The sequence below is a fragment of the Uliginosibacterium paludis genome, assembly GCF_039631355.1.
GTDB lineage: Bacteria > Pseudomonadota > Gammaproteobacteria > Burkholderiales > Rhodocyclaceae > Uliginosibacterium > Uliginosibacterium paludis.
This window is the reverse complement of record NZ_JBDIVF010000004.1, coordinates 135182-160086: the sequence shown is the minus strand read 5'-3', so window position 1 is coordinate 160086 and position 24905 is coordinate 135182. Positions and strand designations below refer to the sequence as shown.

At 62.4% G+C, this 24905-nt stretch carries 21 protein-coding genes and 1 tRNA gene; 7 read left to right on the top strand and 15 right to left on the bottom strand.

Annotated elements, in window-relative coordinates:
- Window positions 1-347 precede the first annotated feature (347 nt).
- On the bottom strand, window positions 348-611 hold the full coding sequence (locus ABDB87_RS12765) for a hypothetical protein (protein ID WP_345927598.1): 264 nt from the start codon (window positions 609-611) through the stop codon (window positions 348-350).
- Window positions 612-701: 90 nt separating this feature from the next.
- On the opposite strand from ABDB87_RS12765, the gene ABDB87_RS12760 reads away from it, so the two are divergent.
- The 6 genes from ABDB87_RS12760 (at window position 702) to ABDB87_RS12735 (ending at window position 7386) form a co-directional block, all read left to right on the top strand.
- Window positions 702-935, top strand: coding sequence for a helix-turn-helix domain-containing protein (locus ABDB87_RS12760; protein ID WP_345927597.1), 234 nt, complete (start codon window positions 702-704; stop codon window positions 933-935).
- 566 nt (window positions 936-1501) lie between these two features.
- Window positions 1502-1690, top strand: a complete 189-nt coding sequence (locus ABDB87_RS12755) for a hypothetical protein (RefSeq protein ID WP_345927596.1) — start codon at window positions 1502-1504, stop codon at window positions 1688-1690.
- A gap of 59 nt (window positions 1691-1749) precedes the next feature.
- Entirely contained in the window at window positions 1750-2676 is a 927-nt protein-coding gene (locus ABDB87_RS12750; RefSeq protein ID WP_345927594.1) for an NAD-dependent epimerase/dehydratase family protein, read from the top strand.
- A complete protein-coding gene (locus tag ABDB87_RS12745; RefSeq protein WP_345927592.1) occupies window positions 2673-5024 on the top strand; it encodes a glycosyltransferase in 2352 nt (783 codons plus the stop codon). Before ABDB87_RS12750 ends, ABDB87_RS12745 begins: the two co-directional genes overlap by 4 nt.
- A complete protein-coding gene (locus ABDB87_RS12740; protein WP_345927590.1) occupies window positions 5021-6691 on the top strand; it encodes a methyltransferase in 1671 nt (556 codons plus the stop codon). Before ABDB87_RS12745 ends, ABDB87_RS12740 begins: the two co-directional genes overlap by 4 nt.
- Window positions 6688-7386, top strand: a complete 699-nt coding sequence (locus ABDB87_RS12735; protein ID WP_345927587.1) for a histidine phosphatase family protein — start codon at window positions 6688-6690, stop codon at window positions 7384-7386. Before ABDB87_RS12740 ends, ABDB87_RS12735 begins: the two co-directional genes overlap by 4 nt.
- Window positions 7387-7738: 352 nt before the next feature.
- On the opposite strand, the gene ABDB87_RS12730 is transcribed toward ABDB87_RS12735, so the two are convergent.
- The 9 genes from ABDB87_RS12730 to prfB all read right to left on the bottom strand — a co-directional run bounded on the left by ABDB87_RS12730 (window position 7739) and on the right by prfB (window position 18231).
- The gene (locus ABDB87_RS12730; protein ID WP_345927586.1) at window positions 7739-8137 is read right to left on the bottom strand and encodes a helix-turn-helix transcriptional regulator; all 399 of its coding nucleotides are present in this window, start codon (window positions 8135-8137) and stop codon (window positions 7739-7741) included.
- Between the two features lie 318 nt (window positions 8138-8455).
- Window positions 8456-8545 (bottom strand) — tRNA-Ser (locus ABDB87_RS12725).
- 62 nt (window positions 8546-8607) lie between these two features.
- Window positions 8608-9201 carry a xanthine phosphoribosyltransferase gene (gene xpt / locus ABDB87_RS12720; RefSeq protein WP_345927584.1) on the bottom strand — a complete coding sequence of 198 codons (594 nt, stop codon included), beginning with the start codon at window positions 9199-9201 and terminating at the stop codon, window positions 8608-8610.
- Between the two features lie 107 nt (window positions 9202-9308).
- On the bottom strand, window positions 9309-10823 hold the full coding sequence (gene lysS, locus ABDB87_RS12715) for a lysine--tRNA ligase (RefSeq protein ID WP_345927582.1): 1515 nt from the start codon (window positions 10821-10823) through the stop codon (window positions 9309-9311).
- A 98-nt stretch (window positions 10824-10921) separates the two neighbouring features.
- On the bottom strand, window positions 10922-11992 hold the full coding sequence (locus ABDB87_RS12710) for a GGDEF domain-containing protein (protein WP_345927580.1): 1071 nt from the start codon (window positions 11990-11992) through the stop codon (window positions 10922-10924).
- 150 nt (window positions 11993-12142) lie between these two features.
- Window positions 12143-14935, bottom strand: coding sequence for an ATP-binding protein (locus ABDB87_RS12705; RefSeq protein ID WP_345927578.1), 2793 nt, complete (start codon window positions 14933-14935; stop codon window positions 12143-12145).
- 17 nt (window positions 14936-14952) lie between these two features.
- The gene (locus ABDB87_RS12700) at window positions 14953-15660 is read right to left on the bottom strand and encodes a hypothetical protein (RefSeq protein ID WP_345927576.1); all 708 of its coding nucleotides are present in this window, start codon (window positions 15658-15660) and stop codon (window positions 14953-14955) included.
- Window positions 15657-16940, bottom strand: a complete 1284-nt coding sequence (locus tag ABDB87_RS12695; RefSeq protein ID WP_345927574.1) for a hypothetical protein — start codon at window positions 16938-16940, stop codon at window positions 15657-15659. The genes ABDB87_RS12700 and ABDB87_RS12695 overlap by 4 nt, the downstream gene beginning before the upstream one ends.
- 186 nt (window positions 16941-17126) lie before the next feature.
- A protein-coding gene (prfB, locus tag ABDB87_RS12690) for a peptide chain release factor 2 (protein ID WP_345927879.1) occupies window positions 17127-18231 on the bottom strand; the annotation gives its coding sequence in 2 pieces (ribosomal slippage) (window positions 17127-18149 and window positions 18151-18231; 1104 coding nt in all).
- A 202-nt stretch (window positions 18232-18433) separates the two neighbouring features.
- Here prfB and ABDB87_RS12685 point away from each other — a divergent pair.
- Window positions 18434-20464 carry a methyl-accepting chemotaxis protein gene (locus ABDB87_RS12685; protein WP_345927572.1) on the top strand — a complete coding sequence of 677 codons (2031 nt, stop codon included), beginning with the start codon at window positions 18434-18436 and terminating at the stop codon, window positions 20462-20464.
- Between the two features lie 5 nt (window positions 20465-20469).
- Here the strand turns inward: ABDB87_RS12685 and ABDB87_RS12680 are convergent, their stop codons facing one another.
- The 5 genes from ABDB87_RS12680 to ABDB87_RS12660 form a co-directional block, all read right to left on the bottom strand.
- On the bottom strand, window positions 20470-21330 hold the full coding sequence (locus ABDB87_RS12680; protein ID WP_345927570.1) for a DNA ligase: 861 nt from the start codon (window positions 21328-21330) through the stop codon (window positions 20470-20472).
- An 86-nt stretch (window positions 21331-21416) separates the two neighbouring features.
- Entirely contained in the window at window positions 21417-21731 is a 315-nt protein-coding gene (sugE, locus tag ABDB87_RS12675; protein WP_345927567.1) for a quaternary ammonium compound efflux SMR transporter SugE, read from the bottom strand.
- Window positions 21732-21834: 103 nt separating this feature from the next.
- A complete protein-coding gene (locus ABDB87_RS12670; protein ID WP_345927565.1) occupies window positions 21835-22458 on the bottom strand; it encodes a LysE family translocator in 624 nt (207 codons plus the stop codon).
- 37 nt (window positions 22459-22495) lie between these two features.
- On the bottom strand, window positions 22496-23101 hold the full coding sequence (locus tag ABDB87_RS12665; protein WP_345927563.1) for a nucleotidyltransferase family protein: 606 nt from the start codon (window positions 23099-23101) through the stop codon (window positions 22496-22498).
- Window positions 23102-23211: 110 nt separating this feature from the next.
- On the bottom strand, window positions 23212-24786 hold the full coding sequence (locus ABDB87_RS12660; RefSeq protein WP_345927561.1) for a peptide chain release factor 3: 1575 nt from the start codon (window positions 24784-24786) through the stop codon (window positions 23212-23214).
- Window positions 24787-24905: the final 119 nt, after the last annotated feature.

Sequence of the window (24905 nt, the reverse complement as noted above, 5' to 3'; positions counted from 1 at the left end):
GGCGGCGAGCGAACGAGGCGCTTCGGAGCGGGGGCTGCGAGGGGCTTCTGCGCGCAGGATTCGTATGCGCTGCTGGCGTCGGGGCGCGTGCGGCAGCCACTGCCTCCCCCTGGTTGTCGGCCCCGCAGGGCAGGGGAGGTGGCGGCAATTTCTGACGATGTGCGAGGGTGATTTTGCTGCCTGTCGGGGAGCAGAAGCGCACGGAAGCGTAAGGGGATTCGATGCAAATGGTGCCGAAGCTTGAGCGGATTGAGCGTCGTTGTGTGCGGGTGAGTCGAGCGGTTTTGCGTCAGATCCGATGTGTTGTCGGCGTCATGCGCAGGCAGATTTGAGGCAACTTTCCGTAGTCATGGGTGGTCCATTTTCGTCCGCACCCGAAGCTGAGGCGAGTGTTCGAGGGCGAGCGATTCTGCTGCCGACCACTTCCTGTCGAGCCGAGAAGCCAGACCCTTGGCGGTGAGCCCAAGCACAATCTGGTTCTCCAGTTCCGTCACGCGTGTGGCAAGCGTCGCAGGCGGCAGGTCCGCGACGCGCTCGTGTTTGTAGTAGCGCGTCATCAGCTCATCAAGTTCTGTCTCGGAAAGGTGGGCGAGTGGATCGGGGCGCGACATGACAAAGCGATCTCAAAAGCTGCGCACTATAGCGCGAAATGTCACTTATAGAGCGTGGCCTGAAAGTGTTCGGATTCCTAGCATCGGTGCATGGAAACCAATCTCAGCCCCGAGCAGCAAAGAGACCTGCAGGCTTTCGGCAAGCGCCTGGCCGTGATTCGCAAGTCGCGTGGCTGGTCCCAGGAAAAACTGGCTCTCGAGAGCGGGCTTGCCCGCAGCTATCTTGGAGGGGTCGAGCGCGGGCAGCGGAACATTGCCGTGCTCAATATCCTGAAGCTTGCCCGCACACTTGAGTGCGACCCAGGGGCGTTCTTCCAAACCTGATTACGGATCCACCACGGATGGCGGGCTTCAAAGAGTCGTCGGCCTGAATGCCTGGCAAGCAGGCAACTGTGCTCTCCGGCGGAATGAGTGCTGCGCACGAGCCAAGCGACACGTCCTTGACCGACGATGATCGGAGGGAGGAAGAACCTAACTTCCCGTACAAGGGGCGCCGTTTCGACGATTCTCATGGCCGAGACCATTGCCGATTTCACCAAGGTCCGAGGAGTGCCTATGTCCGCAGGTCGGCCTAAGCAGACGCTCAGCTCTTGTTCGCCAATAGTCTGGTTTGCGCTACTGGGCGGACAGCGAGGTGATCGATGAAAAGTTGAGCCGAAAGGTATGCCTTTGCACCGAGCAATAAATTCGCATAGCATCAAAAAAGCATTGATACCTCTCTTTGTGTCTTGGATCGGGTCCTAGACAACGACTTTGTCGGTGGGGACGTATCTCTGCGGAAACAACCCGAATGTCAGTCCTGACACCACGCTTAGCTTTGCTCCAAGCGCTTTCCAGACCCGAGGGAAGTTGTGGCTGTCCGTTCTGGCTCAACCTGAAGGAGCAAACCTATGAGTCATTTCCTGTCAAAAGCCGACATCGATCGTCGGTCTCTACAACTCAACCACATCTCACCCCAGTACTACCGGAAACGGGGTTACTTACTTCAGGACGCAACTGCGTTGGCAGCACTCACGCTGCAACGACTCCAGATCGAAGCCTCCCATCTGAAGCAAACGCAGAAACGCGAAAGCGACTGATCGTTGCGCTTGCCGGAACTCTCCTTGCGGGAGTTCTGGCTCTCATCCTGGGAAAAATCATGACAAAGACAGTATTGGTCACCGGCTCACGCGGCCTGGTGGGGCGGCGGCTTTGCGCGTCGCTGAGGAATGACGGGTTTTCGGTGAAGGAACTGGATCTGCTCGGGCACGGAGAGCATTACGGTGATGTGACCCGCTTAGCCGACGTTGAGACAGGCATTCAGGGTTGTGTCGGTGTTGTTCACCTGGCCGCCGTTTCAAGGGTCGTCTGGGGGCAGCGAGACCCTGAACTGTGTTGGCGCACGAACGTCACGGGCCTTCAAAACCTCGTTCATGCGGCATTGGCCCAGAGTTCCAAACCGTGGATTCTGTTTTCGAGCAGCCGAGAGGTCTACGGGCAGGCTCCATCACTCCCGGTTGCTGAGACAACCGAGTTGAATCCGCTCAATGTCTATGCGCGCTCCAAGGCAGAGGGCGAGCGCGTAGTTCTGGATGCGCGCAGCCAGGGTCTGCAAACCGCTGTCGTGCGGCTTTCGAATGTGTATGGGTGCACGAAGGATCACGCAGATAGAGTCATTCCTGCGTTTGCCAGGGCAGCGGTCGAAGGCTCGCCCTTACGCGTTGAAGGCAGCAACCACACCTTCGACTTTACGCACGTCAATGATGTCGTTCGAGGTCTTCGTGCCTTGATCGGACTGTTCGAGTCCGGCGAGCAGTCATTGCACCCAGTGCACCTGGTATCAGGGCACCCAACCTCTTTAGGCGAGCTTGCTGCGATTTGTTGTCGACTGGCGAAGAGCGATGCAGTCGTCACTGAGGCTGCGCCGAGGTCTTACGACGTTGCGCGCTTCTATGGAGACCCGGGGAGAGCACGTGAGTTTCTCGGCTGGGAGCCTGAAATTTCTTTGGAAGCCGGCCTGATACGTCTCATTGAAGACTTCAGGCAGGAACACGCATTGCACGGCGCCATGGAGGCATCAGCATGAAAATTTTGAAAGTGATTCACGGTTATCCGATGCGCTACAACGCCGGTTCCGAGGTCTATAGCCAGACCTTGTGCCAGGGGCTGGCTGATCGACATGAGGTCCATGTCTTTACCCGCGAAGAGGATCCCTTCGCGCCGGATTACCGCCTTCGCCAGGATCGAGATCCTGATGACGCAAGGATTACCCTGCATCTGGTGAATAACCCGAGGTTAAAGGACAGATACCGGGCTGAAGGGGTCGATCAGCGTTTCGCCGAGGTATTGGCCGAAGTGCAGCCCGATGTTGTGCATGTCGGGCACCTTAATCATCTCTCGACGTCCTTATTGAAGGAGGCGGCCAATCGTGGGATACCAATTGTCTACACGCTTCACGACTACTGGGTCATGTGTCCGCGCGGCCAGTTCATGCAGACCCTCCCGGAAGATCCTGACAATCTGTGGGCAGCTTGCGATGGGCAGGAAGATCGCAAGTGTGCCGAGCGTTGTTATGCGCGTTACTTCAGCGGGGCTCCCGATGAATACGAAGCGGATGTGGCTTACTGGCAAGACTGGGTGAAGCGTCGCATGGCACACATGCGCGAGATGGCCGAACTGGTGGATGTGTTCGTTGCCCCGGCGCGTTACCTTCTGGAGCGCTATCGTCATGACTTCGGCCTGCCCGAGCGCAAGCTTATCTATCTGGACTACGGTTTCGACAGAAAGCGTTCCGCCAACCGCACCAGGGTTCAGGAACCAGAATTCACGTTTGGGTACATTGGCACCCACATTCCGGCCAAGGGAATTCATGACCTGATCCGCGCATTTGGGCGCCTCACCGGCAAAGCCCGACTCAGGATCTGGGGGCGCCCGCGTGGTCAGGAAACGGACGCACTGAAAGACATCGCCGCAAGCCTGCCTGCCGAGATTGCAGACAAGATCGAGTGGATGCCTGAGTACAGGAATCAGGACATCGTTCGCGATGTCTTTGATCGCGTGGATGCGATTGTTGTGCCGTCGGTATGGGTGGAGAACTCGCCGTTGGTCATTCATGAAGCCCAGCAGGCGCGCGTGCCGGTGATCACCGCCAACACCGGCGGGATGGCCGAGTATGTCCATCACGAGGTCAATGGACTCTTGTTCGAGCATCGCTCATTCGCGGCGCTGGCGGAGCAGATGCAGCGTTTTGTCGATGCGCCTGAACTGGCGGCCAAACTGGGGAGTCGTGGCTACGTTTTCAGCCAGGATGGTGACATTCCCGATATCGATACCCACGTGCAGGATATCGAAGCCTTGTATCAGCGAGTCCTTCGTCGGCGGGACAGGACAAAGCTTTCGCATACGCAGGCCCCCTGGCGCATCACTTTTGATACCAACCCGGATACCTGCAACCTCAAGTGCGTGATGTGCGAGGAGCATTCACCACACAGTGCGTTGCAGCCACTGCGCAAACTGGATGGGCGTCGTCATCGCCGCATGCCCTTCGAGATGCTGAAGCGTGTCGTCGAGGAAACCGCTGGGAAAGGGCTGCGTGAAATCATCCCTTCAACCATGGGTGAGCCTTTGCTCTATGAGCATTTCGAAGACATCCTGGCTTTGTGTGCGAAGCACGACGTGAAACTGAATCTGACGACCAACGGGACCTTCCCGAAGTATGGGGCTAGCGATTGGGCTGCCCGCATTGTGCCGGTCACCTCCGATGTGAAGATCTCCTGGAACGGTGCCTGCAAGACCACCCATGAGTCGATCATGCTGGGCTCGAAATGGGAAGAATCGCTGCGCAACTTGCGTGAGTTCATTGCGGTGCGTGATGCGCATGCAACGAATGGCGGCAACCGTTGCCGCGTGACGCTCCAGCTGACCTTTCTGGAATCCAATGTCGAGGAACTGGCCGATATCGTGCGACTCGGTATCGATCTCGGCGTGGATCGGATCAAGGGCCATCATCTCTGGGCGCATTTTCCTGAAATCGAAGCCTTGTCGATGCGCCGCAATGCTGACGCGATCCGGCGCTGGAATGTCGCTGTCGAGCAGGCTCAAAAGATCGCTTTGGCCCAGCCGCTCGCGAATGGGCGCACGATTCTCCTGGAGAACATCTTCCCGCTGGATGAAGAAGCAACCCAGGAACTCACGCCTGATGGCCTGTGCCCATTCCTGGGGCAAGAGGCATGGGTCAGTGCTCAAGGACGATTCGATCCATGCTGTGCGCCGGACGCGCAGCGCAGGACTTTGGGAGAGTTCGGCGAACTGCTCGACACATCCTTGCTCGATATCTGGCAGGGCGATGCTTACCGCGCGCTAGTGGCCAGTTACAGGAATCGATCTTTGTGTGCCTCCTGCAACATGAGAAAGCCGGCCGGGGAGTCGCTATGAACTGGCGTGATCTGAGCGTGTCTGCATGTGGGAAGTACCATGAGCGCGATGGTCAGCCCGCGTATGACGGGCGTTTCGACGAAGTGCTTAAGTTCCATGCTCCTGGCTTGGCGCCCGTAAAGCGTGGCGACGAAGCCTGGCATGTTGGGCCAGATGGCAATGCCGCCTATTCCCGCCGCTTCATTCGTACGTTTGGTTTCTATGAGGGCTTCGCTGCGGCACAGGCCCAGGATGGCTGGCATCACATTCGTCCAGATGGAAGCGATACCTATCCTGACCGGTATGACTGGTGCGGAAATTTCCAGGGCGAACGCTGTACGGTGCGATTGCGCGATGGTCGCTATCGACATGTGTTCTCGGACGGCTCAATCGCGTATCCGGAAACCTGGCGCTATGCCGGAGACTACAAGGATGGATTCTGTGTCATTCAGAGTGATGCAGGCCTATGCACGCATCTGGATCTGAACGGTAAGCCGTTGCATGGCAACTGGTTCGCTGATCTGGACGTTTTTCACAAGGGATTCGCACGCGCACGTGATGGCGACGGGTGGATGCACGTTGATCTGCGTGGAGTGCCTGCCTATGCGCGACGATTTGCAGCTGTTGAGCCGTTCTACAACGGTCAAGCAAGAGTGGAGCGATTTGATGGCGGCCTGGAGGTCATCAATGAGCAGGGGCAACGCCTGATCGAACTTCGTCCTGCCAGGCAGTCTGAATTTGCGGCGCTTTCAAGCGATATGGTTGGTTACTGGCGCACTGAAACGATTGCGGCAGCGGTACGTCTGGGCGTCATCGAGGGCTTACCTTGCACATCTGACGCACTAGCCGAAAAGTGCGGACTCTCCAGCGATGGAGCCATGCGACTACTGCGGGCCCTAGGGGAACTCAGACTCGTTGAGCGTAAAGCTGAAAACTGGGGTTTGAGCGTTCGTGGTGAGCTCCTGTTGGCAGACCATTCGCTGAGTCTGGCGGACGCGGCCCTCGAATACTCAGACGCCCTCAGCGACCTGTGGTCTTCCTTGCCGGAGGCGCTCAAAGCGAAGGGAGATTGGCGCGCACCGGATATTTTTGGAGATGTCGCCAAAGATCCTGCACGTCTGCAAGGGCATCACCGAATGTTGCGCAGTTATGCCCGCCATGACTACGCACTGATTCCTGGTGCGCTCGGCTTGCAGGGCAATGAGCGTGTGGTGGATGCGGGCGGTGGATTCGGAACGCTTGCAACGAACATACTGAGTGCATGTCCCGACGCTCACGTGACTGTGCTCGATAAGCCTGAAGTGGTTGAGCAGGCACGCGACAGCCTTGGGTTGGTGCCGGGCTTGAACTGGCAGCCTGGCGACCTCTTTGAGCCCTGGAGTGCCCAAGCTGATGTCGTGACACTGGCCAGAGTGCTGCATGACTGGGACGACGGTGACGCAATCAAAATCCTGTCTCAAGCTCGCGCGGCCCTCCCGCTGGGAGGAAAACTTTTCATCATCGAAATGCTGATGGAAGAGCACGGTGTATCGGGAGCTTTGTGTGACTTGCACTTGCTGATGGCTACCGGAGGACGGGAGCGCTCGAAGGAGGCCTTTGAACGCTTGCTCGCTGAAGCAGGGTTCCGTCTGGTTGAGGTTCGTCGAGTAGCTGCGCTTCCTGCGGTGTTGTGTGCGGAGGCGATATGACCAAGGCGCACGCTTGGGAGATTCCTGAGTCACTCCTGCGCAATCTTGAGCAGACTCCGGTCGATCTGCCTATCGCCTTGCTCCTCCGGCATTCCGTGCGAGACGAACTCCCTCCGGGCGAGGCCGGTAATGAAGTGCCGATCACTGACGCGGGCAAGGACATTGCTCTCAAACTGGGCCAGAAACTTGGCGCTCGCCTGAGATCACTCCATAGCAGCCCACTGCCTCGCTGTGTTCAAACGGCCGAAGCCATGCGGCTCGGCTCGGGTGGCGATGCTCGTATTTCTGAGAGCCGGCTACTGGGCGACCCCGGTGTGTACGTGCTCGATGGCCGCTTGGCGTGGAGCAATTGGGAGACGCTCGGTCACGAAGAGGTGATGCGGCATCTTATGGCTGAAAAACAGGCTTTGCCGGGGATGGCGCAGCCTGATGAGGCGGCCCGGGTTCTTGTGCAGAGCATGTTGTCGTCGGCTGAAGGTGATCCAGGTATTCATGTCTTTGTGACACACGACGTTCTGGTAACCGCTACGGTCGCAAGGCTGCAGGGTGTTCATCATGCGTCTGACGACTGGCCGCTATTTCTTGAAGGGGCTCTATTCTGGCGAAGCGAGCTTGGTGTCTATGTTGTGTATCGAGACATCGCACACTTGGTTGCGCCTTCATATCTTGTGCCATCTAGTGGACTAAGTCCCTGAATCGCGCGCCGGCGCTCGTGGACGCGCCAGAGGGCCGTTTTACTCCCTATCGCAGCCGGTGCGGCGAAGTCCGTGGAGCGTCAGCAAAGGCCGAATTCCGGGTGCTGAGGATGGACTTGGCGAAGGGGGCGACAGGCTTTCTTGCTCAGGCCGACGCGTCGTCGTTGTCATTCGCGCTGTTATTTGGAGTCGTCAGCCATATCAGGCAGAGCAGCCATTCAGTCAGGAGCATGGCTGAATGGCCGTTTTCTGATTGATAGCACACCGAACTCATTCAGCATTCGCTCCATGCCATCAATGCAGTGCAGGACGGTGCGGCACACCAAAGCGGGATGTCAGGCTGGCAAGCCGCTTATGCGCTGAGCCCGCATCTGCCGCTCTCTGTCGAACCCTTGCTGGATGGGGCGAGTCTGCGCCCAGTACAGTGGTATTTCGACAACTTCCTGCCGGAAGATGCGCAGCGGGTGCTACTGCCAGAGCGCGTCTTGAATCTGCAAATGTCAGACGGACTACTGCGACGAAGTCTGTGCAGGGGCTTGTTGCTGCCGGAGTGATAGCTAGCCGGGTCGGCGGCCCACTCAAGAACATCTGAATGCCGCCATGCTGTGATGCCTGGGGAGAGCTTGATGGGGGGCGGAAAGCTGCCATCCGCTACACGACGCCAGAGCGTCGAGCGGGAAAAGTTGATCAAGCCAGGCTGGCCTGGGCGGCCGATCAGGTCTTTTTCCCTGAGAAAGGTGAGGGCGTTCATTTTGGGTGTGGCTTTCTATACGGTCAGGTAACGAGGTCATCCGGGTGGTGACTTGAACGTATAGCGAGGGCTTGGTAAAACCGGGCATGAATTTTTCATTCATGTTGACGGTGTCGCGGTGCCGGAGTGCGCTTGAACGTGGAGTGCGCCGGAGAGAGGCGCTCGCGGTGCAATTTCGCGCCCAAAAAAAGAAAAACCGCCACGAAGGCGGTCTCTCATTTTGTCTCAACCTGACTCACCTGATCACAAGATTTTAGGTGGGTAGGTAGGCGGGTAGAAGATTAAAATTCTCTGAAACCCGCTTGTAGACAGTGTTTGTGGCGGAGAGGGTGGGATTCGAACCCACGGTAGGCTTGCACCTACGCCTGATTTCGAGTCAGGTACATTCGACCACTCTGCCACCTCTCCGCGAGCCGCGCATTATATATGGCCAGGCGGAAATGTCCAGCGCTGTTTTCAGAACCCGGGATTCAGGCCTTGCTCAGGATGGCCTTGCCGTCCACCAGCGCTTCGACCTTGGCGAGCGTGACGACCGGGACGCCGGCAGCTTCCATGAGCTTGTGGCCCTGCTTGAAGCTCTTGGCGACGAGGAAAGCGGCGGCCACCGGGGTGCAGCCAGCTTCCTTGGTGATGTCGACCAGGGCGGCGGCGGTGCGGCCGTTGGAGAGGAAATCGTCCACGATGGCCACGCGCAGGCCAGAAGTGAGGTACTTCTGGCTGACGACCATCTTCACCTCGCCACCCTTGGTGGGCGATGGGATCTTGCGTGACAGCGCGGGAATTTCAACATCGGGGTGGTATTTCTTGCCGTATACCATCGGAATATCAAGTTCGAGCGCCACCATCAGGCCTGGAGCGATGCCGCTGGCCTCCGCGGTGAGGATCATGTCGGGTTTGAACTGGCGCAGGCGTGCGGCGATCTCGCGTGCCATGCGCTGCATGAAGCCGGGCTCGATGCGATGGTTCAGGAAATGGTCGATCTTGAGGATTTCGTTGCCCTGCACGATGCCTTCGCGTTCGATGCGTTCGGCAAGTTCCGGCATGGGGCTGATGAGTGAGGTCATGATGTGTCTCGGAAAGTGATGGATGCGGATTTCTGGGGCCTGAATGCAAGAACCGGGCTCGTCAGAAGGCGAGCCCGGTTCTCCGTGGGGTTCTTTCGTGCAGCCGGTTATTCCGGACGCATCTGCGGGAAAAGGATCACGTCGCGGATCGCCGGGCTGTCGGTCAGCAGCATGACCAGACGGTCGATCCCGATACCGCAGCCGCCTGTGGGCGGAAGGCCTGATTCGAGCGTGCGGATATAGTCCGCGTCGTAATACATGGCTTCTTCGTCACCGGCATCCTTGGCCTTGGCTTGAGCTTGGAAGCGTTCGGCCTGGTCTTCGGGATCGTTCAGCTCGGAGAAGGCGTTGGCAATCTCGCGGCCGACGATGAATAGCTCGAAGCGTTCGGTGATGCCAGGGTTGGCGTCCGAGGCCCGGGCCAATGGGCTGACTTCCACCGGGTAGTCGATGATGAAGGTCGGGTTCCAGAGCTGGGCTTCGGCGGTTTCCTCGAAGAAGGCGAGCTGCAGTGCGCCAAGGCCGACTTCTCCCTTGGGCAGGGCCTTGCGGCGAGAGAGCTCTTCGCGCAGCCAGGCGGCATCGTTCAGCTGGGCGTCGGTGAATTCCGGGCAGTACTTCATGACGGCTTGAACCACGGTCAGCCGATCGAAGGGCTTGCCGAGATCCAGGTCGCGACCCTGGTACTGGAACTGTTCGGTGCCCAGCGCTTCGCGAGCGGCATGGCGCAGCAGGCCTTCGACGAAATCCATGAGCGTGCGGTAGTCCGCATACGCGTCATAGAACTCGATCATGGTGAATTCGGGGTTGTGACGCGGGCTGAGACCTTCGTTGCGGAAGTTGCGGTTGATCTCGTAGACCTTTTCCAGACCGCCGACCACGAGGCGCTTCAGGTAGAGCTCCGGCGCGATGCGCAGGAACATCTGCTGGTCCAGCGCATTGTGGTGGGTGATGAAGGGCTTGGCCGAGGCGCCGCCAGGGATGGGGTGCATCATCGGCGTTTCGACTTCCAGGAAGCCGTGACCGTCCATGTAGCGGCGGATCGCGGAAATCAGCTTGCTGCGTGCGATGAAGGTCGCGCGGGAGTCATCATTGGTGATGAGGTCGAGGTGACGCTGGCGATAGCGCATTTCCAGGTTGGCCATGCCATGGAACTTGTCCGGCAAGGGGCGCAGACACTTGGAGAGCAGGCGGATCGATTCGCTCTTGACCGAGAGTTCGCCGGTCTTGGTCTTGAAGAGGCTGCCGGTGGTGCCGACGATGTCGCCGATGTCCCAGGTCTTGAAGTCTGCGTAGATCTCTTCGCCGACGCCATCACGCGTCACGTAGAGCTGGATGCGACCGGACATGTCCTGGATGGTGATGAAGGAAGCCTTGCCCATGACGCGCTTGAGCATGATGCGACCAGCAACGGTCACGCTGACCGGCGTGGCTTCAAGCGCTTCCGCTGACTGCTCGCCGTAAGCGGCGTGGAGCTTGTCGGCGAAGTCTTCGCGGCGGAAATCATTCGGATAGGCTTTGCCCGTCTTGCGCCACTCACCGAGTTTTGCGCGGCGCTCGGCGATGATGTGGTTTTCGTCCTGAGCGGGTTGTTCGACGGGGGGATTGTTCTGTTCGGCCATGATTCGGGTCTGGAAAGGCTCGCGCGAACCGGGCGTTCGCGACAAAGGCCGCTATTTTGACCGATTGGCGCCAGCATGTCACATCAGTGACATGGTTTTCAGTCGAACAGGGCGTCGATGTCGGCCTGGATGTCTTGCGTGGCGGCGGGGGTGGCGCTGGGGGCCTGGAGCAGCCCTTCGGCGATCAGGCGTTCGAAACTGCGAACCTGGTTGCGGCCGTTCTGCTTGCAGAAATACAGCGCGTCGTCGGCACGGCCGAGGATTTCCGCCGGCGTGAGGGTGGGGTCGATGCGGGCGAAGCCGACCGAGCAGGTGACCTGACCCACTTGCGGGAACTCATAGGTTTCGACGGCTTCCCTGAAGCGTTCAAGCACGCGTTCCGCGTTGTCTGCCGTCACGAAACGCAACAGTACGACGAACTCCTCACCCCCGAAGCGGAAGAGCTTGTCGTTGCTGCGGAAGGTTTTGCGCATCAGGTCCGCCACCCGGATCAGCACTTCGTCACCGAAGAGGTGGCCGAAACCGTCGTTGATGCGCTTGAACTTGTCGATGTCCAGCACCGCGAGCCAGCACTGCTGAGGGGCCTCGGTGTCGTCCGGCGCGACCGGTGTGCTCATGCCGGCCAGTTCGATGAAGCGATCGAAGTTGTCGTCGAAGGTCTTGCGGTTGTTCAGGCGGGTCAGCGTGTCGAGCTCGGCATAGTCGAGCAGCCCGATGTGCTCGGAATAGATGTGCAGCAGTTCATGCACGCAATCACTCAGCTCGTCGCTGGGACGCTCCTGGCAATGGGCTTCCACCATGGCGACCGGGCAGCCGATGGGGCCGACCGCGAAGATCAGTACGTATTCGCTGTCGATTTCGGAAACGGCAATGCCGGATTCGGAGTGCGCGCATTCCTCGAGCAGGGGCTCGGCTGCGAGATGGGTATCCTCGAAATCGAGATGATCCAGGCTGGTCGTGGCCGACTCACCCCCTGCAACGGCCCAGGCCACCGGAGCGGTCAGATAGCCATTGGGTGTGGAGCGGAATCCGTGCAGGAGCGCAAAACGTGCGTCGAGCACCTCGAGCGCGGCAACCACGAGGGATTCGGCAATAGCCAGGCGATCGCGTGAGGCTTCGAGCGATTGCAGTTTCTTGAGCAGACGAAGGAGGGCGACTTCGGTTCTCATGGTGCCGGGTTGTTGTGGTTGTTCCGGCTTTCCAACGGCATCCCGGCAGGAATCTTTACAGTAACCGGAGGCTGGATATAGGGGCAGGTCAGAAAGCTGCCCGCGGGCCGGGAAAGGGAAGCCCGATCAGACGGACTTCCCCGGACGGCTTCAGTCTATATGCCGACGCAGAACGCCGATGGGAGGCGCCCATGCGTCTGCAGGCTTTTTCTTGCGCGTGACCAGCGTGAGCTGGGCTGGCTGGAACACGTTGGCGTTGTGGGTGACCGGCGTGGTGATCAGGTATTGCGCGCGGGTGGCACGCAGGAAGGCACCGACGCGGTCGATGTTGGCGACGTCCAGGTGGGCGAAGGGTTCGTCGATGAACACGAAGCCGCCCGGGCGCGCGTCGTCCATCAACAGACCGATCAGCAGGATCAGGGACTTCATGACCTGCTGGCCGCCCGAGGCTTCTCCGTCATTGAGGGTCTGTGCGCCTTTCTGGTCGAAGTCGAAGGCCACTTCGAGGCCGGCTGACGCCAGCGTGCCATCGTCATTGTCGAGTACCGGCACCGGGCATTCGACGCCCACACCGGCCAGCTCGCCGAGCGCGCGCAGATTCTTGCCGTACTGCCGCACCGTGGCGCGCAGGCGGGCGATGTAGGCCGCACGGGCTTCATCGACCATCTGCCGGGTGCGCTCGGAGTAGGCCATGCGCTGGCCGTAATCGGCTTCGCGCTGCTGGAGCTCGAGCCCCAGCTTTTCCTTCACGATCAGGACGCTCTCGTCGGTCGGCCATTCGCCTTCCGCAATCCGGCGCTTGAGGCGGGAGAGCTCGTTGCGCGCGCCGGAGAGTCCGCCGTAATGCTCGGCGAGTTCGGCGAGGGCAGCGGGTTCGAGCCACTCGGCCGGCATGCCGCGACGCTTGCTGCGCAATCTCAACAGGCGGGCGGTCTGTTCCAGCCGCTGGGGGCGCGACTCGGTGGCCAGGCGCTTGATCACGTCGCGCGCCTGGTTCAGGTCCCGCGAGCGGCGGTCGGCTTCAATGGCGATGCCGGCGAGGCTTTCCTTGCACTGGTCGACCGTGGCGCGGGCCTGGTTGCGCGCGGCTTCCGCCGTTTCAAGCGCGCTCTGCAAGCTGTGGCGATCCTGCTCGGCCGCGTCGAACTCGGCCGAGCGGGCCAGCAGCAGCTCGGCAGCCTGCATGCCCAGCAGTTTTTCGCGCGCCGACTGCATGGCCGATTCGGCTTCGTCCTGCTTCTTGCGTGCCCAGGCCAGCTGTTTGTCGAGCTCGGCCACTTCCTTCTGCAGTGCTTCAAGCCGCGTCTTGCGTGCGAGCTCACCGAACCAGAAATCATGCGGCACGCCCAGGTGCCGCGCACCGCGCCGCTCGCGGTGGTAGGCCTCGCGAGTGATCCAGTCCTGATCACGCGGCAGTTTTGCCGCAGCCTGGGCGTTGTCCACCCGGCGGATGCGGCCGAGCAGCTCTGCCAGCCACTTTGGCGGCTCGCCGGCAAAGCGCACGACCTCGAGCAGGCTGCCGGGGCTGGCTTCGGGGCAGGGCACGCGGTCCGACACGATGAAGTGGCGGAAGCGTTCGCGCTCCCCCAGCGCCCAGGCTTCATGGCGGTCGGATTCGTTCTCGAGCAGGATCAGCGAGCGGTAAGGGCGCAGGATCGCCTCCAGCGCGCCTTGCCAGCTGGCGTCAGTGACTTCGGTGATTTCGGCAAGCAGGCGGTGCTCGATGCCTGCGTCATTCAGCGCGGCACGGAAGCGCTGCACTTCATGGTCCTGCGGCGAGCCAGTCTTGCCCTGGGTTTCACGCAGGCGGGCGGTGACTTCCTCGAAGCGCGCCGTGAGCTCGCGGACCTTGGCGCGAACCGCCTGCCAGTCGTTGTAGGCGCCGGCCGCGGCGTTTTCGGAATCCAGAGCGGCTTCGCCGTGTTCGCGCGCCACGCGCTCGCGCAGCGCATCGCGTTCGGCCAGTTTCTTTTCGACGTCGCGCATCGCGTCGCGGGCCGACAGCCATTGCGTGTCGAGGGATTGCAGGCGGCCGGTGGCATCGGTCAGCAGGGCTTCGGCCTGTGCCTTTTCTCCGGCAAGCCCCGCCACGCGGTCTTCCGACGCCTTGCGGGTGGCAATCGCTTCGATCACGTCCGTGCGGGCGCGCTTCAGGCGGGTGCGCCAGCTGGCGGTTTCGGCCTGCAGTTCGGCGATCTCCAGACGCGGAATGGCTTCTGCCTCCAGCGCACCGGCTTCATGCTGCAGCTCGCGCCACTCCAGGAAACGGTCGGCTTCGAGACGCCGTGCTTCGGCCTGTGCCTTGAGCTTTTCGAGGTCCAGCGCGAGGGCTTCGAGTTCGTGCTGTGCGGTTTTCTGTTCTTCGCGTGCGGCCTGGTAGTTGTCCAGCACTTCCTTGTCGCCGAACACGTCGAAGACCAGATCCAGCAAGGCGCGCGGGGAGTATTCGCAGAGCTTGTCGGTGTCGCCCTGCTCAAGCGACAGCACCTTGGCGATCGCGGGCGTGAGGCCGGCATAGGCCAGGCGTGACTGGTAGTCGCGCAGACCGATGAACTGCGCGGTTTCTTCCAGCACCTCGACGCTGACGAGGCCATCCTCGATGCAGTATTCCCGGCTCCAGTCGCCGCCAGCCCGCTTGACCCGGCATGCCAGCGTGACTTCGTCCTTCAGGCAGGGAAAGAAGGGCCGCTTGCCGGTGCTGCCGGGCTGGTTGGAGACCGTGGCCCGCAGCCAGGCGAAGCCGGCGTTCGCCCGGCGCACATAGCGGCGGAAATCGCGCTTGCCGGAGCAGCGCAGCGCGAAGAGCGTGCGCATGGCGTCGAGCAGCGTTGTCTTGCCGGAGCCGTTGGGGCCGACGATGGTGATGATGTGAGCGTCCAGCGGCAGCGTGAAGCGGCGCCAGAAATCCCAGTGGACGAGTTCAATGTCGCGGATGTGGAACATCGGGAATCCTGTATCGGTCAGGCGAGGGGATCGACGTCTTCGTCGGTCTCGTCGAAGAGTTCGTCGTCGTCTTCGCCCATGCCGGCGGGGAGCGCCCGCCCGGCTGCGGCAAGCACATCGGCCAGCGTGCCATTGATGATGCGGTCCGCCATCACCCGGTAGTCGAGCAGCACGTCGAGCAGCGGGCCTTCATGGATGTAGCCGTTGCTGCGCACGATGAAGCCCAGGCGTGCGAGCTTGCCGAGCGCGAAGTTGCGGATCTTGGTGCGGCCGCCCAGCTGCGCGCCGAAGTCGGCCAGCAGCGAGCTTTCCGACACCGCGCCGGAGACGGATTCGCCATGCTCGATCGGCTTGTCCTGGCCGAACATGTCGTTCTGGCCGTCGTCATCCAGCGAGCGGCGGCCGAGCTGGCGCTCACGCTTGGGCAGGATGATCAGCGCCCAGATCACCACCAGCAGGGCGATTTCGTCTCGGGTGAGGCCCATCGTGCTGGCCTGGTAGTCGCGGCCACCGAAGACGGCGTCCATGACTTCGTCGCGCAGGCCGACCGCCACATGCTCGGCGAACGGGTTGTCCAGCAATTGCAGGCCGACGGCTGCGAGATTGCTTTCGAGCTCGGCGCGGAAGGCTTCGTCGACCAGCGCACGGCGGATCTGGCTGTCGGTGCGCGGCAGCCAGCGATGAGCCAGCAGGCGGGCGGTGAGTTCGGTAATTTCGAGATTCATGGCTTGGGTTCCACGATCGTGCTGTCACGCCGCAGGACCTTGCCGGCGGACATGTGCGAGATTTCGTCTTCCATGACCTCGACGAGGTAATCCTCGAGCTGCAGGTCGTAGGGCATCTGGGTGAGATCGGCTACCGGGCCGGCAGCGCCTGCTTCCTCATTGCCGAGCAGGGAGAGCAGGGAGAGCCGGTAGCTCGCCGGACCGAAGCCGCCGCCCAGCACCAGCCGGCTTGCGGGGGCTTCGTCGGGAATGCCGGCCAGACGCTCCGAGAGGCGGACCAGCAGGCCCAGATCCTCGGAGGGCGCGACTTCGTTTTCCGGTGCATCCTCGCCCGGAGGCAGGCTGGCGTCGGCCTCCATCTGGCGGACTTCTTCGGAGAGCGCCGATTCGGCGCGGTCGAGCAGCTCATGCCCGCCGGCCACAAACTGCATCTGCGAGCCGGCGCCCAGTGCGCCGTCTGCCAGCGAGGCGACCGTGCGCAGGTCCAGCGTACGCAGCCAGGCGACGGCGTCGGACGAGGACACGCCCGATGCACCCAGCGTGACGCGCTGCGCCTCGATCTTGTTGAGCGCTCGCTGGAAGGCCGCATCCACCCGGGCAAGCCGGCTCTGCGCGAGGCCGATGGCATGCGCGATGCGGCTGGTTTCCGGGCTGATTTCCTCTTCGCCGAGCAGGCCGCGCAGGATGCGGGTGCCCTTGTCGAGCCAGCGCACATTGCCGGAGAGGCGCGAGCGGGCCGCGATGATGCGGAATTCGGAGCCGGATGCAATGGCGTCTTCGAAGGAAGCGGTCAGCGCATTGAGCTTGGCGAGCAGATGCTGCAGCACTTCGGCGGTGACCGTGCCGGTCGCCTGCATGCCGGCGAGCTGGGTGGTGAGAAAGCCGAGCTCGGAGTCTTCATGTTCGCCAAAGCGGAGCAGGACGGCCATGGCGGCCACCGCGTTGCGGCCGGCGTCCGAAAACTGGTAGCTGCCTTCGTCATAGACCAGCAGATCATGGCTGCGCAGACGCGAGAGCACGGTTTCGAGCTTGATCGGGTCGATGTAGCTGAAATGCCGGCGCAGCTCGTCAGGCTCCCAGCGCGGGTGATCGGCCCGCGCGCTGATCTCGCGCAGCACATGCAGGCGGATGAAGACTTCTTCTTCACCGCCGCGGAAGAGCGTGATGAAGGTTGCGATCAGGTCGCGCGAACGCACCAGTGCCCAGAGTGCGGGCACATCGTCCGGTGTGACACCGGGCGTCAGGAAGTCAGCGAGATCGAAGTCCGAAGGTTCGTGCATGGGCGCGGGCTGCGTTGCGTGGAAGCCGGGCGGCCCCGGAAAGGCCGCGAATTATAGCGATGAGGCCGGAGCCGGCCAGGCCGGGTGTCTGGCAGAGTGTGACATCCGGACGCCCGGCGGCCGGGCTCTCTCCCGTGAGGGTAAGCGGGCCGGCAGAAGCGGGTGCCGGCCCTGTTCCGTTCAGGCTCAGACGCCCTGCTTGAGGCTGGCCTCGATGAAACCGTCGAGGTCGCCGTCCAGCACGCCCTGCGTATTGCCCACTTCGTAGTTGGTGCGCAGATCCTTGATGCGGGACTGGTCCAGCACGTAGGAGCGGATCTGGTGGCCCCAGCCGATGTCGCTCTTCGAGTCTTCCAGTTTCTGCTGCTCGGCTTGGCGCTTGCGCAGCTCCAGCTCGTAGAGGCGGGCGCGCAGCATCTTCCAGGCTTCGTCCTTGTTCTTGTGCTGCGAACGGTCGTTCTGGCACTGCACCACGGTGCCGGTAGGCACGTGGGTCAGACGCACGGCGGAGTCGGTCTTGTTGATGTGCTGACCACCCGCACCCGAGGCGCGGTAGGTATCGGTGCGCACGTCGGCCGGGTTGATCTCGATCTCGATCGAGTCATCCACTTCCGGAAACACGAAGACCGACACGAAGCTGGTGTGGCGGCGCGCGTTGGAGTCAAACGGGCTCTTGCGCACCAGGCGATGCACGCCGGTTTCGGTGCGCAGCAGGCCGTAGGCGTACTCGCCGCTGACCTTGATGGTCGCACTCTTGATGCCGGCCACTTCGCCTTCGGACTCTTCCATCAGCTCGACGTTGAAGCCCTTGCGCTCGCAGTAGCGCAGATACATGCGCTCAAGCATCTGGGCCCAGTCCTGCGACTCCGTACCACCTGCGCCCGACTGGATTTCGATGAAGGCCGGCTGCGGATCCATCGGGTTGTTGAACATGCGGCGGAATTCCAGCGCGGCGACGCGTTTTTCCACATCGGCCACGTCGGCTTCGACCGCCACGAAGGTCTCCTCGTCGTCTTCACCGACGGCGAGTTCATACAGGTCGGCACAGTCGGCGAGGCTCGCGGCCACGCCGTCGAGCACCAGCACCACGCCTTCGAGTTCCTTCTTTTCCCGGCCCATGTCCTGGGCGCGCTTCGGATCATTCCAGACAGCAGGGTCTTCGAGCTGCTTGCTGACTTCGATCAGCTTCTCGGCCTTGTTGTCGTAGTCAAAGATACCTCCGCAAGTCGTCTGCCCGGGCGCGCAGCTCGGACATCTTGTTGGCGACGGCATTGAGGCGTTCGGCTTCCATCATGATCTTTTTCCGCTTCTGTTCAGCTAGGTAAGCCGCCGATTATAACCCGGGCGGGGGAGCGCCCTGCAGCCCTCCTTGGCGGAGGGCTCCGGGCAGGGTTTTCCATTGTTTTCACTTCTGCCGAAAGCTTTGCGGCGTTGTGCCGTTATGACCGGAAGTCAAATGGCACGCAGATGCCTCTACCCCCCGGAGCCCCAGCATGAACGCTTTCAAGAGACTTTCCCTGGCCCATCAGTTCGTCGCGGTGTCGGTCGCCCTGTCGATCCTCATCATCCTCGCGCTGGTCGTCCAGGTGTCGCGCAATACGCAGGCCAATACGATCCAGCAGATGCAGGAAGGCCTGCAGGGCGACGCGCATGACGGACTGCAGCTGCTCGACAACGCCTACCACATCAGCATCGGCCTGACTGACCGGGTCGCAGGCATTCTGACGGACAGTTTTCCTGAAGGTTTCACCGTGGACGCCGAGGCCCGGGTTGCGACCGGCAAGACCGAGGCTCCCGTCCTGCGCAGCAAGGGGGAGGTGCTCAACGCCGATTTTCGCGTGGTCGATGCCTTCAGCAAGGCAACTGGCGGGGTCGCGACGATTTTCGTGAGAGACGGGGATGACTTCGTCCGCGCGACCACCTCGCTCAAGACCCAGACCGGCGAACGCGCAATCGGCACCAAGCTCGCGCACGACCATCCCGCCTATCAGCGCGTGCTGGCAGGCGAAACCTATCTCGGCACGGCCGTACTCTTCGGGCGCCAGTACCTGACCAAGTACATTCCGGTGAAGGACGCCGCCGGCAAGGTCAATGCCATCCTCTTCGTCGGCTTCGATCTGGCCGATGTTTTCGCGAGCCTGCGGCGCGCCCTGGCGGATCAGAACAATGGCGACGAATCCTTCGTGGTCTATGCCAGCGGCGCCCGGGCGGGCGAGCTGATGTTCCATCCTTCGCTCGAGGGCAAGAAGATCGACGAAATCCGCGACGATGCCGGCCAGCCCGCGCTCGGGCAGGTGCTGGGCAGCCCGGAGGGCCTGCTCGAGTACCGCCCCGCGGGTGCTGCGGGCAAGCGCATCCTGGCCTGGGCGAAGTCGGAGAGCTGGGGAGGCATCATTGTCGTACGCAGCGGCGCGGTGGATTTCTACATGCGCAACAGCATCGCGCTGCGCAACGCCATCCTGATTGCCGGCCTCGCGGCAGCACTGGTGCTGAGCGGCTTGCTCTGGTTCTTCATCAACCGCCAGCTCAAACCCGTCGCCCGCGTGGTGGCCACCCTTGAGCGCATGGGGCATGGTGATTTTTCAATCAGGCCGACCGGCATCGTGAAGAGCCAGACCCGCAACGAGATCGACATCATCGCGGCCAGCGTGGAGGAGACCGCCGCGAGCGTGGGCAACTTGGTCATGGTCTTGCGGCGCAATGCCGAGGATCTCACGCGTAATGCCCGCAGCATCGCGGATTCCGCTGCCTCGGTTGCCGAAGTCGCGACGACCCAGAACGTTGCGGCGCTGGCGATGGCCGCTGGCGTGGAAGAGATGACGGCGAGCATCACGCATGTGAGCGACAGCTCCCAGCACGCCAAGACGCTGGCTTCGACCATGCTCGGACAGGCCGAATTCGGCAGCGCGGAAGCGGCCGCCGCGCTCAAGCAGATGAACCGGATCGAGGCCGCCGTTTCTGGCGCGTCCGCCCATATCGAAAAACTGGACGGCGAGGCGCAGCGCATCAGTACGGTGGTCTCGATCATCAAGGAGATCGCGGATCAGACCAATCTGCTGGCCCTGAATGCCGCGATCGAAGCGGCGCGTGCCGGCGAGCAGGGCCGGGGTTTTGCCGTGGTGGCGGACGAAGTGCGCAAGCTGGCGGAGCGCACCGGCAACTCCACCAAGGAAATCACCGCCATGATCGACTCCATCCAGGCGGGCGCGCATGAGGTTTCGCAGGGCATGACGACAGCGGTCGAACTCGTGGGTGGCGGCGTAACGGCCGTGGAGCGTGCACGCAGCGCGATCGACGAAATCCAGCACGGCGCAGACGCCATTGCCGAGGCGACCGCCAGCATGGCGGCTGCGCTGCAGGAGCAGAGTCTGGCCAGCAACGCCATTGGCAGCGAAGTGGACCAGATCGCTCATCTTTCCGACCGCACGACGGGGTCCGCCCGGCAGTCGTCCGAAGTGGCCAGCCAGTTGCAGGTGCTGGCCGATGCCATGAACAGCTCGGTGGCACGCTTCCGCGTCGATTGAGCGCGTCAGGGCAACTCACGCAAGCGCAGGAAGGCCGGAAAGCGTGGCAGGCCGGCTGCGGTCAGCGCCTGATAGCGATAGGTGAGCAGACTGCCTGGCGCGGGCGGATGCTCGCGCTGGGCGTCGGTGAAACCGGTGCCGAGGCGGAAGCGTTTGCCATCGGGCATTTCCATCAGCAGCGAGCCCATGCGTTGCGCATGCCGGCCCCTGCCGGGCAAAACTTCAATCACCCGCGCCTCCGCGTCCAGCCAGGGCTTGAGCTTCAGGAGCACATCACTGCGTCCGGTGACATAGGGTGCATCCGCGAGATGAAGCATCAGGCCTTCGCCGCCTGCCGCCACGATGCGATCCATCTGGGCTTTCAGGCTGGCGTGGTCGGTGCCGGGGCGTTGCTCGACAGCCACCAGTGCCGGGTTGCCCGAGGCTGCCACGATGTTGCGGATGCGGGCCGCGCGCTCGCGAAAGTCGCCCGGCGCGCCCGGCAGCTCGAAGATCATGTAACGCAGCTCGCGCCATTCCGCATCCACCGGGTCCAGCTTGCGGACCACGCCGGACAGCCACTCGAAGCGCTGGCGACCGGCCCAGAGTTCGCCGTCGAGCGGCACCGGTGGCAGCGCGCGGATGAACCAGTCCGGCGCGGGAACCGCCTGCCCGCTGCGGAAGACGAGATCATGGCCATTCCAGATGGCACGCACGCCGTCATATTTTTCGCTGACGAGGTAATCCCGCGGGTCGATACCCTGGCGATAGATCTCGGCGAGCAGGATGTCGGGCTGGGCCAAGGCTGCTGGCGGCATCAGCAGCGCAAGACAGGCCAGGAGGTGACGCAGGGGCGAGAGCAGTCGCGGACAATGGCTGGGCAGCATGCGGGGGCTCCGGAAGCGGGGCCGCACAGCTTAGCCAGATGTCATCCGGCGCAGACCTGTCCGGAAGGCTTGCTGCAGTGCGGCGCTCAGTGACTCAGCTTGAGCCCGACGATGCCGGCAAAAATCAGCGCGAGGCTCACCAGGCGCAGCGTGGCGGCGGATTCGCCGAGCACGAGAATGCCGAAGAGCGCCGTGCCGATCGCGCCGATGCCGGTCCATACGGCGTAGGCCGTTCCCAATGGCAAGGAGCGCATCGCGACGCCGAGCAGGACCACGCTGCCCACCATCGCCGCGACGGTTCCGACCGAGGGCCAGAGGCGTGAAAAACCTTCGGTGTATTTGAGGCCAACGGCCCAGCCTACTTCCAGGAGGCCGGCGATGATGAGGATGATCCAGTGCATGAGGAAGGCTCCGGGTTGATCGATCAAGGGTGGCAGGCGGACGGACTGCCGCAGCCCGAACGAGAGGCGGTTTTCCGCAGCGCCTCCGGCTCGAGGCGCGGCATCAGTCGCTGGTGGCCATGCGCATACCCAGCATGACAAACACGCCGCCCGCAAGCCGGCCGAGCCAGCGCCCGAGCCTGCGGCCCGGCGCCAGCCTCGCGGTGCGGGCACTGAGGCCGGCCAGCAGGATGCCGTAAATCGCGCTGCCCGCGGTGAACAGGCTGCCAGGAAAAAGGAAGGCGGCCGCCTTGTGGGCCGCATCCGGTGCGATGAATTGCGGCACGAAGGCGAGGAAGAACAGCGCGACCTTGGGGTTCAGCACATTCGTGAGAAAGCCCTGGCGAAACGCGGCCCGCAGCGGCGCGGGCACGGCGGCCTGCGCGGGCGGCCTGCTGTGTGCCCTGCCGAACAGCAGGGCGAGCCCCATCCAGATCAGGTAGGCGGCGCCCAGCAGCTTGACGAGGGTAAAAGCGAGCGCGGAGCCGGCCAGCAATGCGGAGAGTCCGAGGGCCGCGGCCATCACATGCACCCAGCAGCCGGCGCAGATGCCCAGTGCGGCAGCGACGCCGGCCCTGAAACCCTGGCTCGCACTGCGCAGCGCGATGAAGAGGCTGTCCGCGCCGGGCGTGAGGTTCAGCAGCAGGCAGGACAGGATGAAAAGCGGCAGATCATGGATGTCCGGCATGGCTGTTTCCTTGTTTTTCAGATGCTCTGGCGCGGCTTCAGGCGTCGACCGGCAAGGGCTCGTAGCCGGAACGATCGATCGTGAGCGCAGGCCAGCGCGAACAGTAGGAGGCCGCCTTGCGCTCGAACAGTTGGCTGTAGGGCAGGAGTGGGTTCGGCGTCAGGACGCCGTCATACAGCAGCTGCAGGCCGTTCGGCGCGTACACTTCGCCCGGCCGGACACCGACGCAGGTGGCCGGAATCAGGAAGCGGCGGATGCCTTCGCAGCTGCTCTGCAAGGGCGCATAGGGTTCGCCGAAATAGTCTTCATACCAGAGATGCACACGCGCCTGATTGGCGACTTCGAGCGTGATGCCCAGATCCGCCAGCACCGTATCCACACGCGCCTGAACCGCACGCTCGGCGGCTTCGCTCAGATCTGCCGGCTCGAAATAGAAGAGGTCGTAATCCTTGATGTGCGCTTCCGGCGGCTGGCCGGCCTGCAGATTCCACACGGTCTGGAACAGGCAGCCTGCCACCAGCCAGCCTTCCGGCAGGCCGAGGGCGTCCCATCGCTCGAGAATCGCGCGGTTGTGGCGATTCTGCTGCACATCGTGCAGGAATGCATGCTGCAGGTTTGAGGGCGCGGGGATCGGGTGGCTCACGGCGTTTGCTCGGCGCCGGGCCGGGCGAACGATTCCCGCCGCCCGGCGCGATCCGAAGTGATTTCCTGCATCCGCATCCTCTCCACCTCCGGCAGCATCCGGCGGGTTGATCAGTAGATCTCGCGCGTCTCGAGGAACTTCACGTTCGGATGACGCTCCTGAGCCATCTGCAGATTCACCCGGTTCGGCGCGAGGTACACATAGTCGCCGGCGCCATCGAGCGCCATGTTGGCGGGCGCCTTGTCGAGCAGCGCCTTGATGTCGTCATCCTTGCCGCGCAGCCAGCGAGCGGTGGCCCAGGAGCAGGATTCGAACACGCACTCCACGCCGTATTCGGCGGCCAGCCGGTAGGCCACCACGTCGAACTGCAGCACGCCCACCGCGCCGAGGATCAGGTCGTTCGATGCCAGCGGTTTGAAGAGCTGCGTGGCGCCTTCTTCGGCGAGCTGCTGCAGGCCTTTCTGCAGCTGCTTCATCTTCAGCGGATTCTTGATCTGGGCGCGGCGGAAGAGGTCCGGCGCGAAAGACGGGATGCCGGTGAACTTCAGGTCTTCGCCTTCGGTGAAGGTGTCGCCGAGGCGGATCGTGCCGTGGTTGGGAATGCCGATGATGTCACCGGAATACGCCAGGTCGGTCGTGTTGCGATCCTGCGCCATGAAGGTGATCGCATTGTTCACCGCGAGCTGCTTGCCCTGCGAGACCTGCTTGATTTTCATGCCGCGCTCGAAGCGGCCCGAGCACACGCGCAGGAAGGCGATGCGGTCGCGGTGCTTCGGGTCCATGTTCGCCTGGATCTTGAACACGAAGCCGGAGAACTTCTCTTCATCGGGCGCGACCTGGCGGCTCTCCGCCGGGCGGGCGAGCGGCATGGGCGAGAGATCGACGATCGCGTCCAGCACCGACTGCACGCCGAAGTTGTTCACGCCCGATCCGAAGAAGACCGGCGTCTGCTTGCCGGTCAGGTACTTTTCCTTGTCGAAGGCGTGTGAGGCACCGCGCACCAGCTCGACCTCCATGCGCAGCTCGTCGGCCTGCTCGGCGATGAGTTCATCCAGACGCGGGTTGTCCAGCCCCTTGATGATTTCCGAGGTGCCTTTCTCGGCATGCGGATCGAAGAAGGAGATGGTGTCGTCGTAGAGGTTGTACACGCCACGGAAACGCTTGCCCATGCCGATCGGCCAGGTCATCGGCGCACATTCCATTTCCAGCGTCGACTCGATTTCGTCGAGCAGGTTGATCGGCTCCTTGCCTTCGCGGTCAAGCTTGTTGATGAAGGTGAGGATGGGTGTGTCGCGCATGCGGCACACATGCAGCAGCTGGATGGTGCGGGATTCCACCCCGTTGACCGAGTCGATCACCATCACCGCCGAATCCACTGCGGTGAGGGTGCGGTAGGTGTCCTCCGAGAAGTCTTCGTGCCCCGGGGTGTCCAGCAGGTTGATGATCGCGTCGCGGTAGGGGAACTGCATCACCGAGGAAGTGACCGAGATGCCGCGCTGCTTTTCGAGCTCCATCCAGTCGGACGTGGCATGGCGTGCGGCTTTGCGCGCGCGCACTTCGCCGGCCACCTGGATCGCGCCGCCGAACCACAGCAGCTTTTCCGTCAGCGTGGTTTTACCCGCGTCAGGGTGGGAAATGATCGCAAAAGTGCGGCGGCGGGCGAGTTCGTGCTGGAGTTCGGTCATGGCATGCGGCTTTCAGGCAAGGGGCGGATTATAGCGGCCGGTGCCGGCCGGCGACAGCGCCGCGGGGCTTGCCGCCGCATTCCGCCGGGTTCAGCATGAAGGGCTTCATTGTCCGCAGG

Coding starts and splice junctions, on each gene's coding strand:
- ABDB87_RS12765 (WP_345927598.1), bottom strand. CDS start 611: ATGTCGCGCCCCGATCCACTCGCCCACCTTTCCGAGACAGAACTTGAT.
- ABDB87_RS12760 (WP_345927597.1), top strand. CDS start 702: ATGGAAACCAATCTCAGCCCCGAGCAGCAAAGAGACCTGCAGGCTTTC.
- ABDB87_RS12755 (WP_345927596.1), top strand. CDS start 1,502: ATGAGTCATTTCCTGTCAAAAGCCGACATCGATCGTCGGTCTCTACAA.
- ABDB87_RS12750 (WP_345927594.1), top strand. CDS start 1,750: ATGACAAAGACAGTATTGGTCACCGGCTCACGCGGCCTGGTGGGGCGG.
- ABDB87_RS12745 (WP_345927592.1), top strand. CDS start 2,673: ATGAAAATTTTGAAAGTGATTCACGGTTATCCGATGCGCTACAACGCC.
- ABDB87_RS12740 (WP_345927590.1), top strand. CDS start 5,021: ATGAACTGGCGTGATCTGAGCGTGTCTGCATGTGGGAAGTACCATGAG.
- ABDB87_RS12735 (WP_345927587.1), top strand. CDS start 6,688: ATGACCAAGGCGCACGCTTGGGAGATTCCTGAGTCACTCCTGCGCAAT.
- ABDB87_RS12730 (WP_345927586.1), bottom strand. CDS start 8,137: ATGAACGCCCTCACCTTTCTCAGGGAAAAAGACCTGATCGGCCGCCCA.
- xpt (WP_345927584.1), bottom strand. CDS start 9,201: ATGACCTCACTCATCAGCCCCATGCCGGAACTTGCCGAACGCATCGAA.
- lysS (WP_345927582.1), bottom strand. CDS start 10,823: ATGGCCGAACAGAACAATCCCCCCGTCGAACAACCCGCTCAGGACGAA.
- ABDB87_RS12710 (WP_345927580.1), bottom strand. CDS start 11,992: ATGAGAACCGAAGTCGCCCTCCTTCGTCTGCTCAAGAAACTGCAATCG.
- ABDB87_RS12705 (WP_345927578.1), bottom strand. CDS start 14,935: ATGTTCCACATCCGCGACATTGAACTCGTCCACTGGGATTTCTGGCGC.
- ABDB87_RS12700 (WP_345927576.1), bottom strand. CDS start 15,660: ATGAATCTCGAAATTACCGAACTCACCGCCCGCCTGCTGGCTCATCGC.
- ABDB87_RS12695 (WP_345927574.1), bottom strand. CDS start 16,940: ATGCACGAACCTTCGGACTTCGATCTCGCTGACTTCCTGACGCCCGGT.
- ABDB87_RS12685 (WP_345927572.1), top strand. CDS start 18,434: ATGAACGCTTTCAAGAGACTTTCCCTGGCCCATCAGTTCGTCGCGGTG.
- ABDB87_RS12680 (WP_345927570.1), bottom strand. CDS start 21,330: ATGCTGCCCAGCCATTGTCCGCGACTGCTCTCGCCCCTGCGTCACCTC.
- sugE (WP_345927567.1), bottom strand. CDS start 21,731: ATGCACTGGATCATCCTCATCATCGCCGGCCTCCTGGAAGTAGGCTGG.
- ABDB87_RS12670 (WP_345927565.1), bottom strand. CDS start 22,458: ATGCCGGACATCCATGATCTGCCGCTTTTCATCCTGTCCTGCCTGCTG.
- ABDB87_RS12660 (WP_345927561.1), bottom strand. CDS start 24,786: ATGACCGAACTCCAGCACGAACTCGCCCGCCGCCGCACTTTTGCGATC.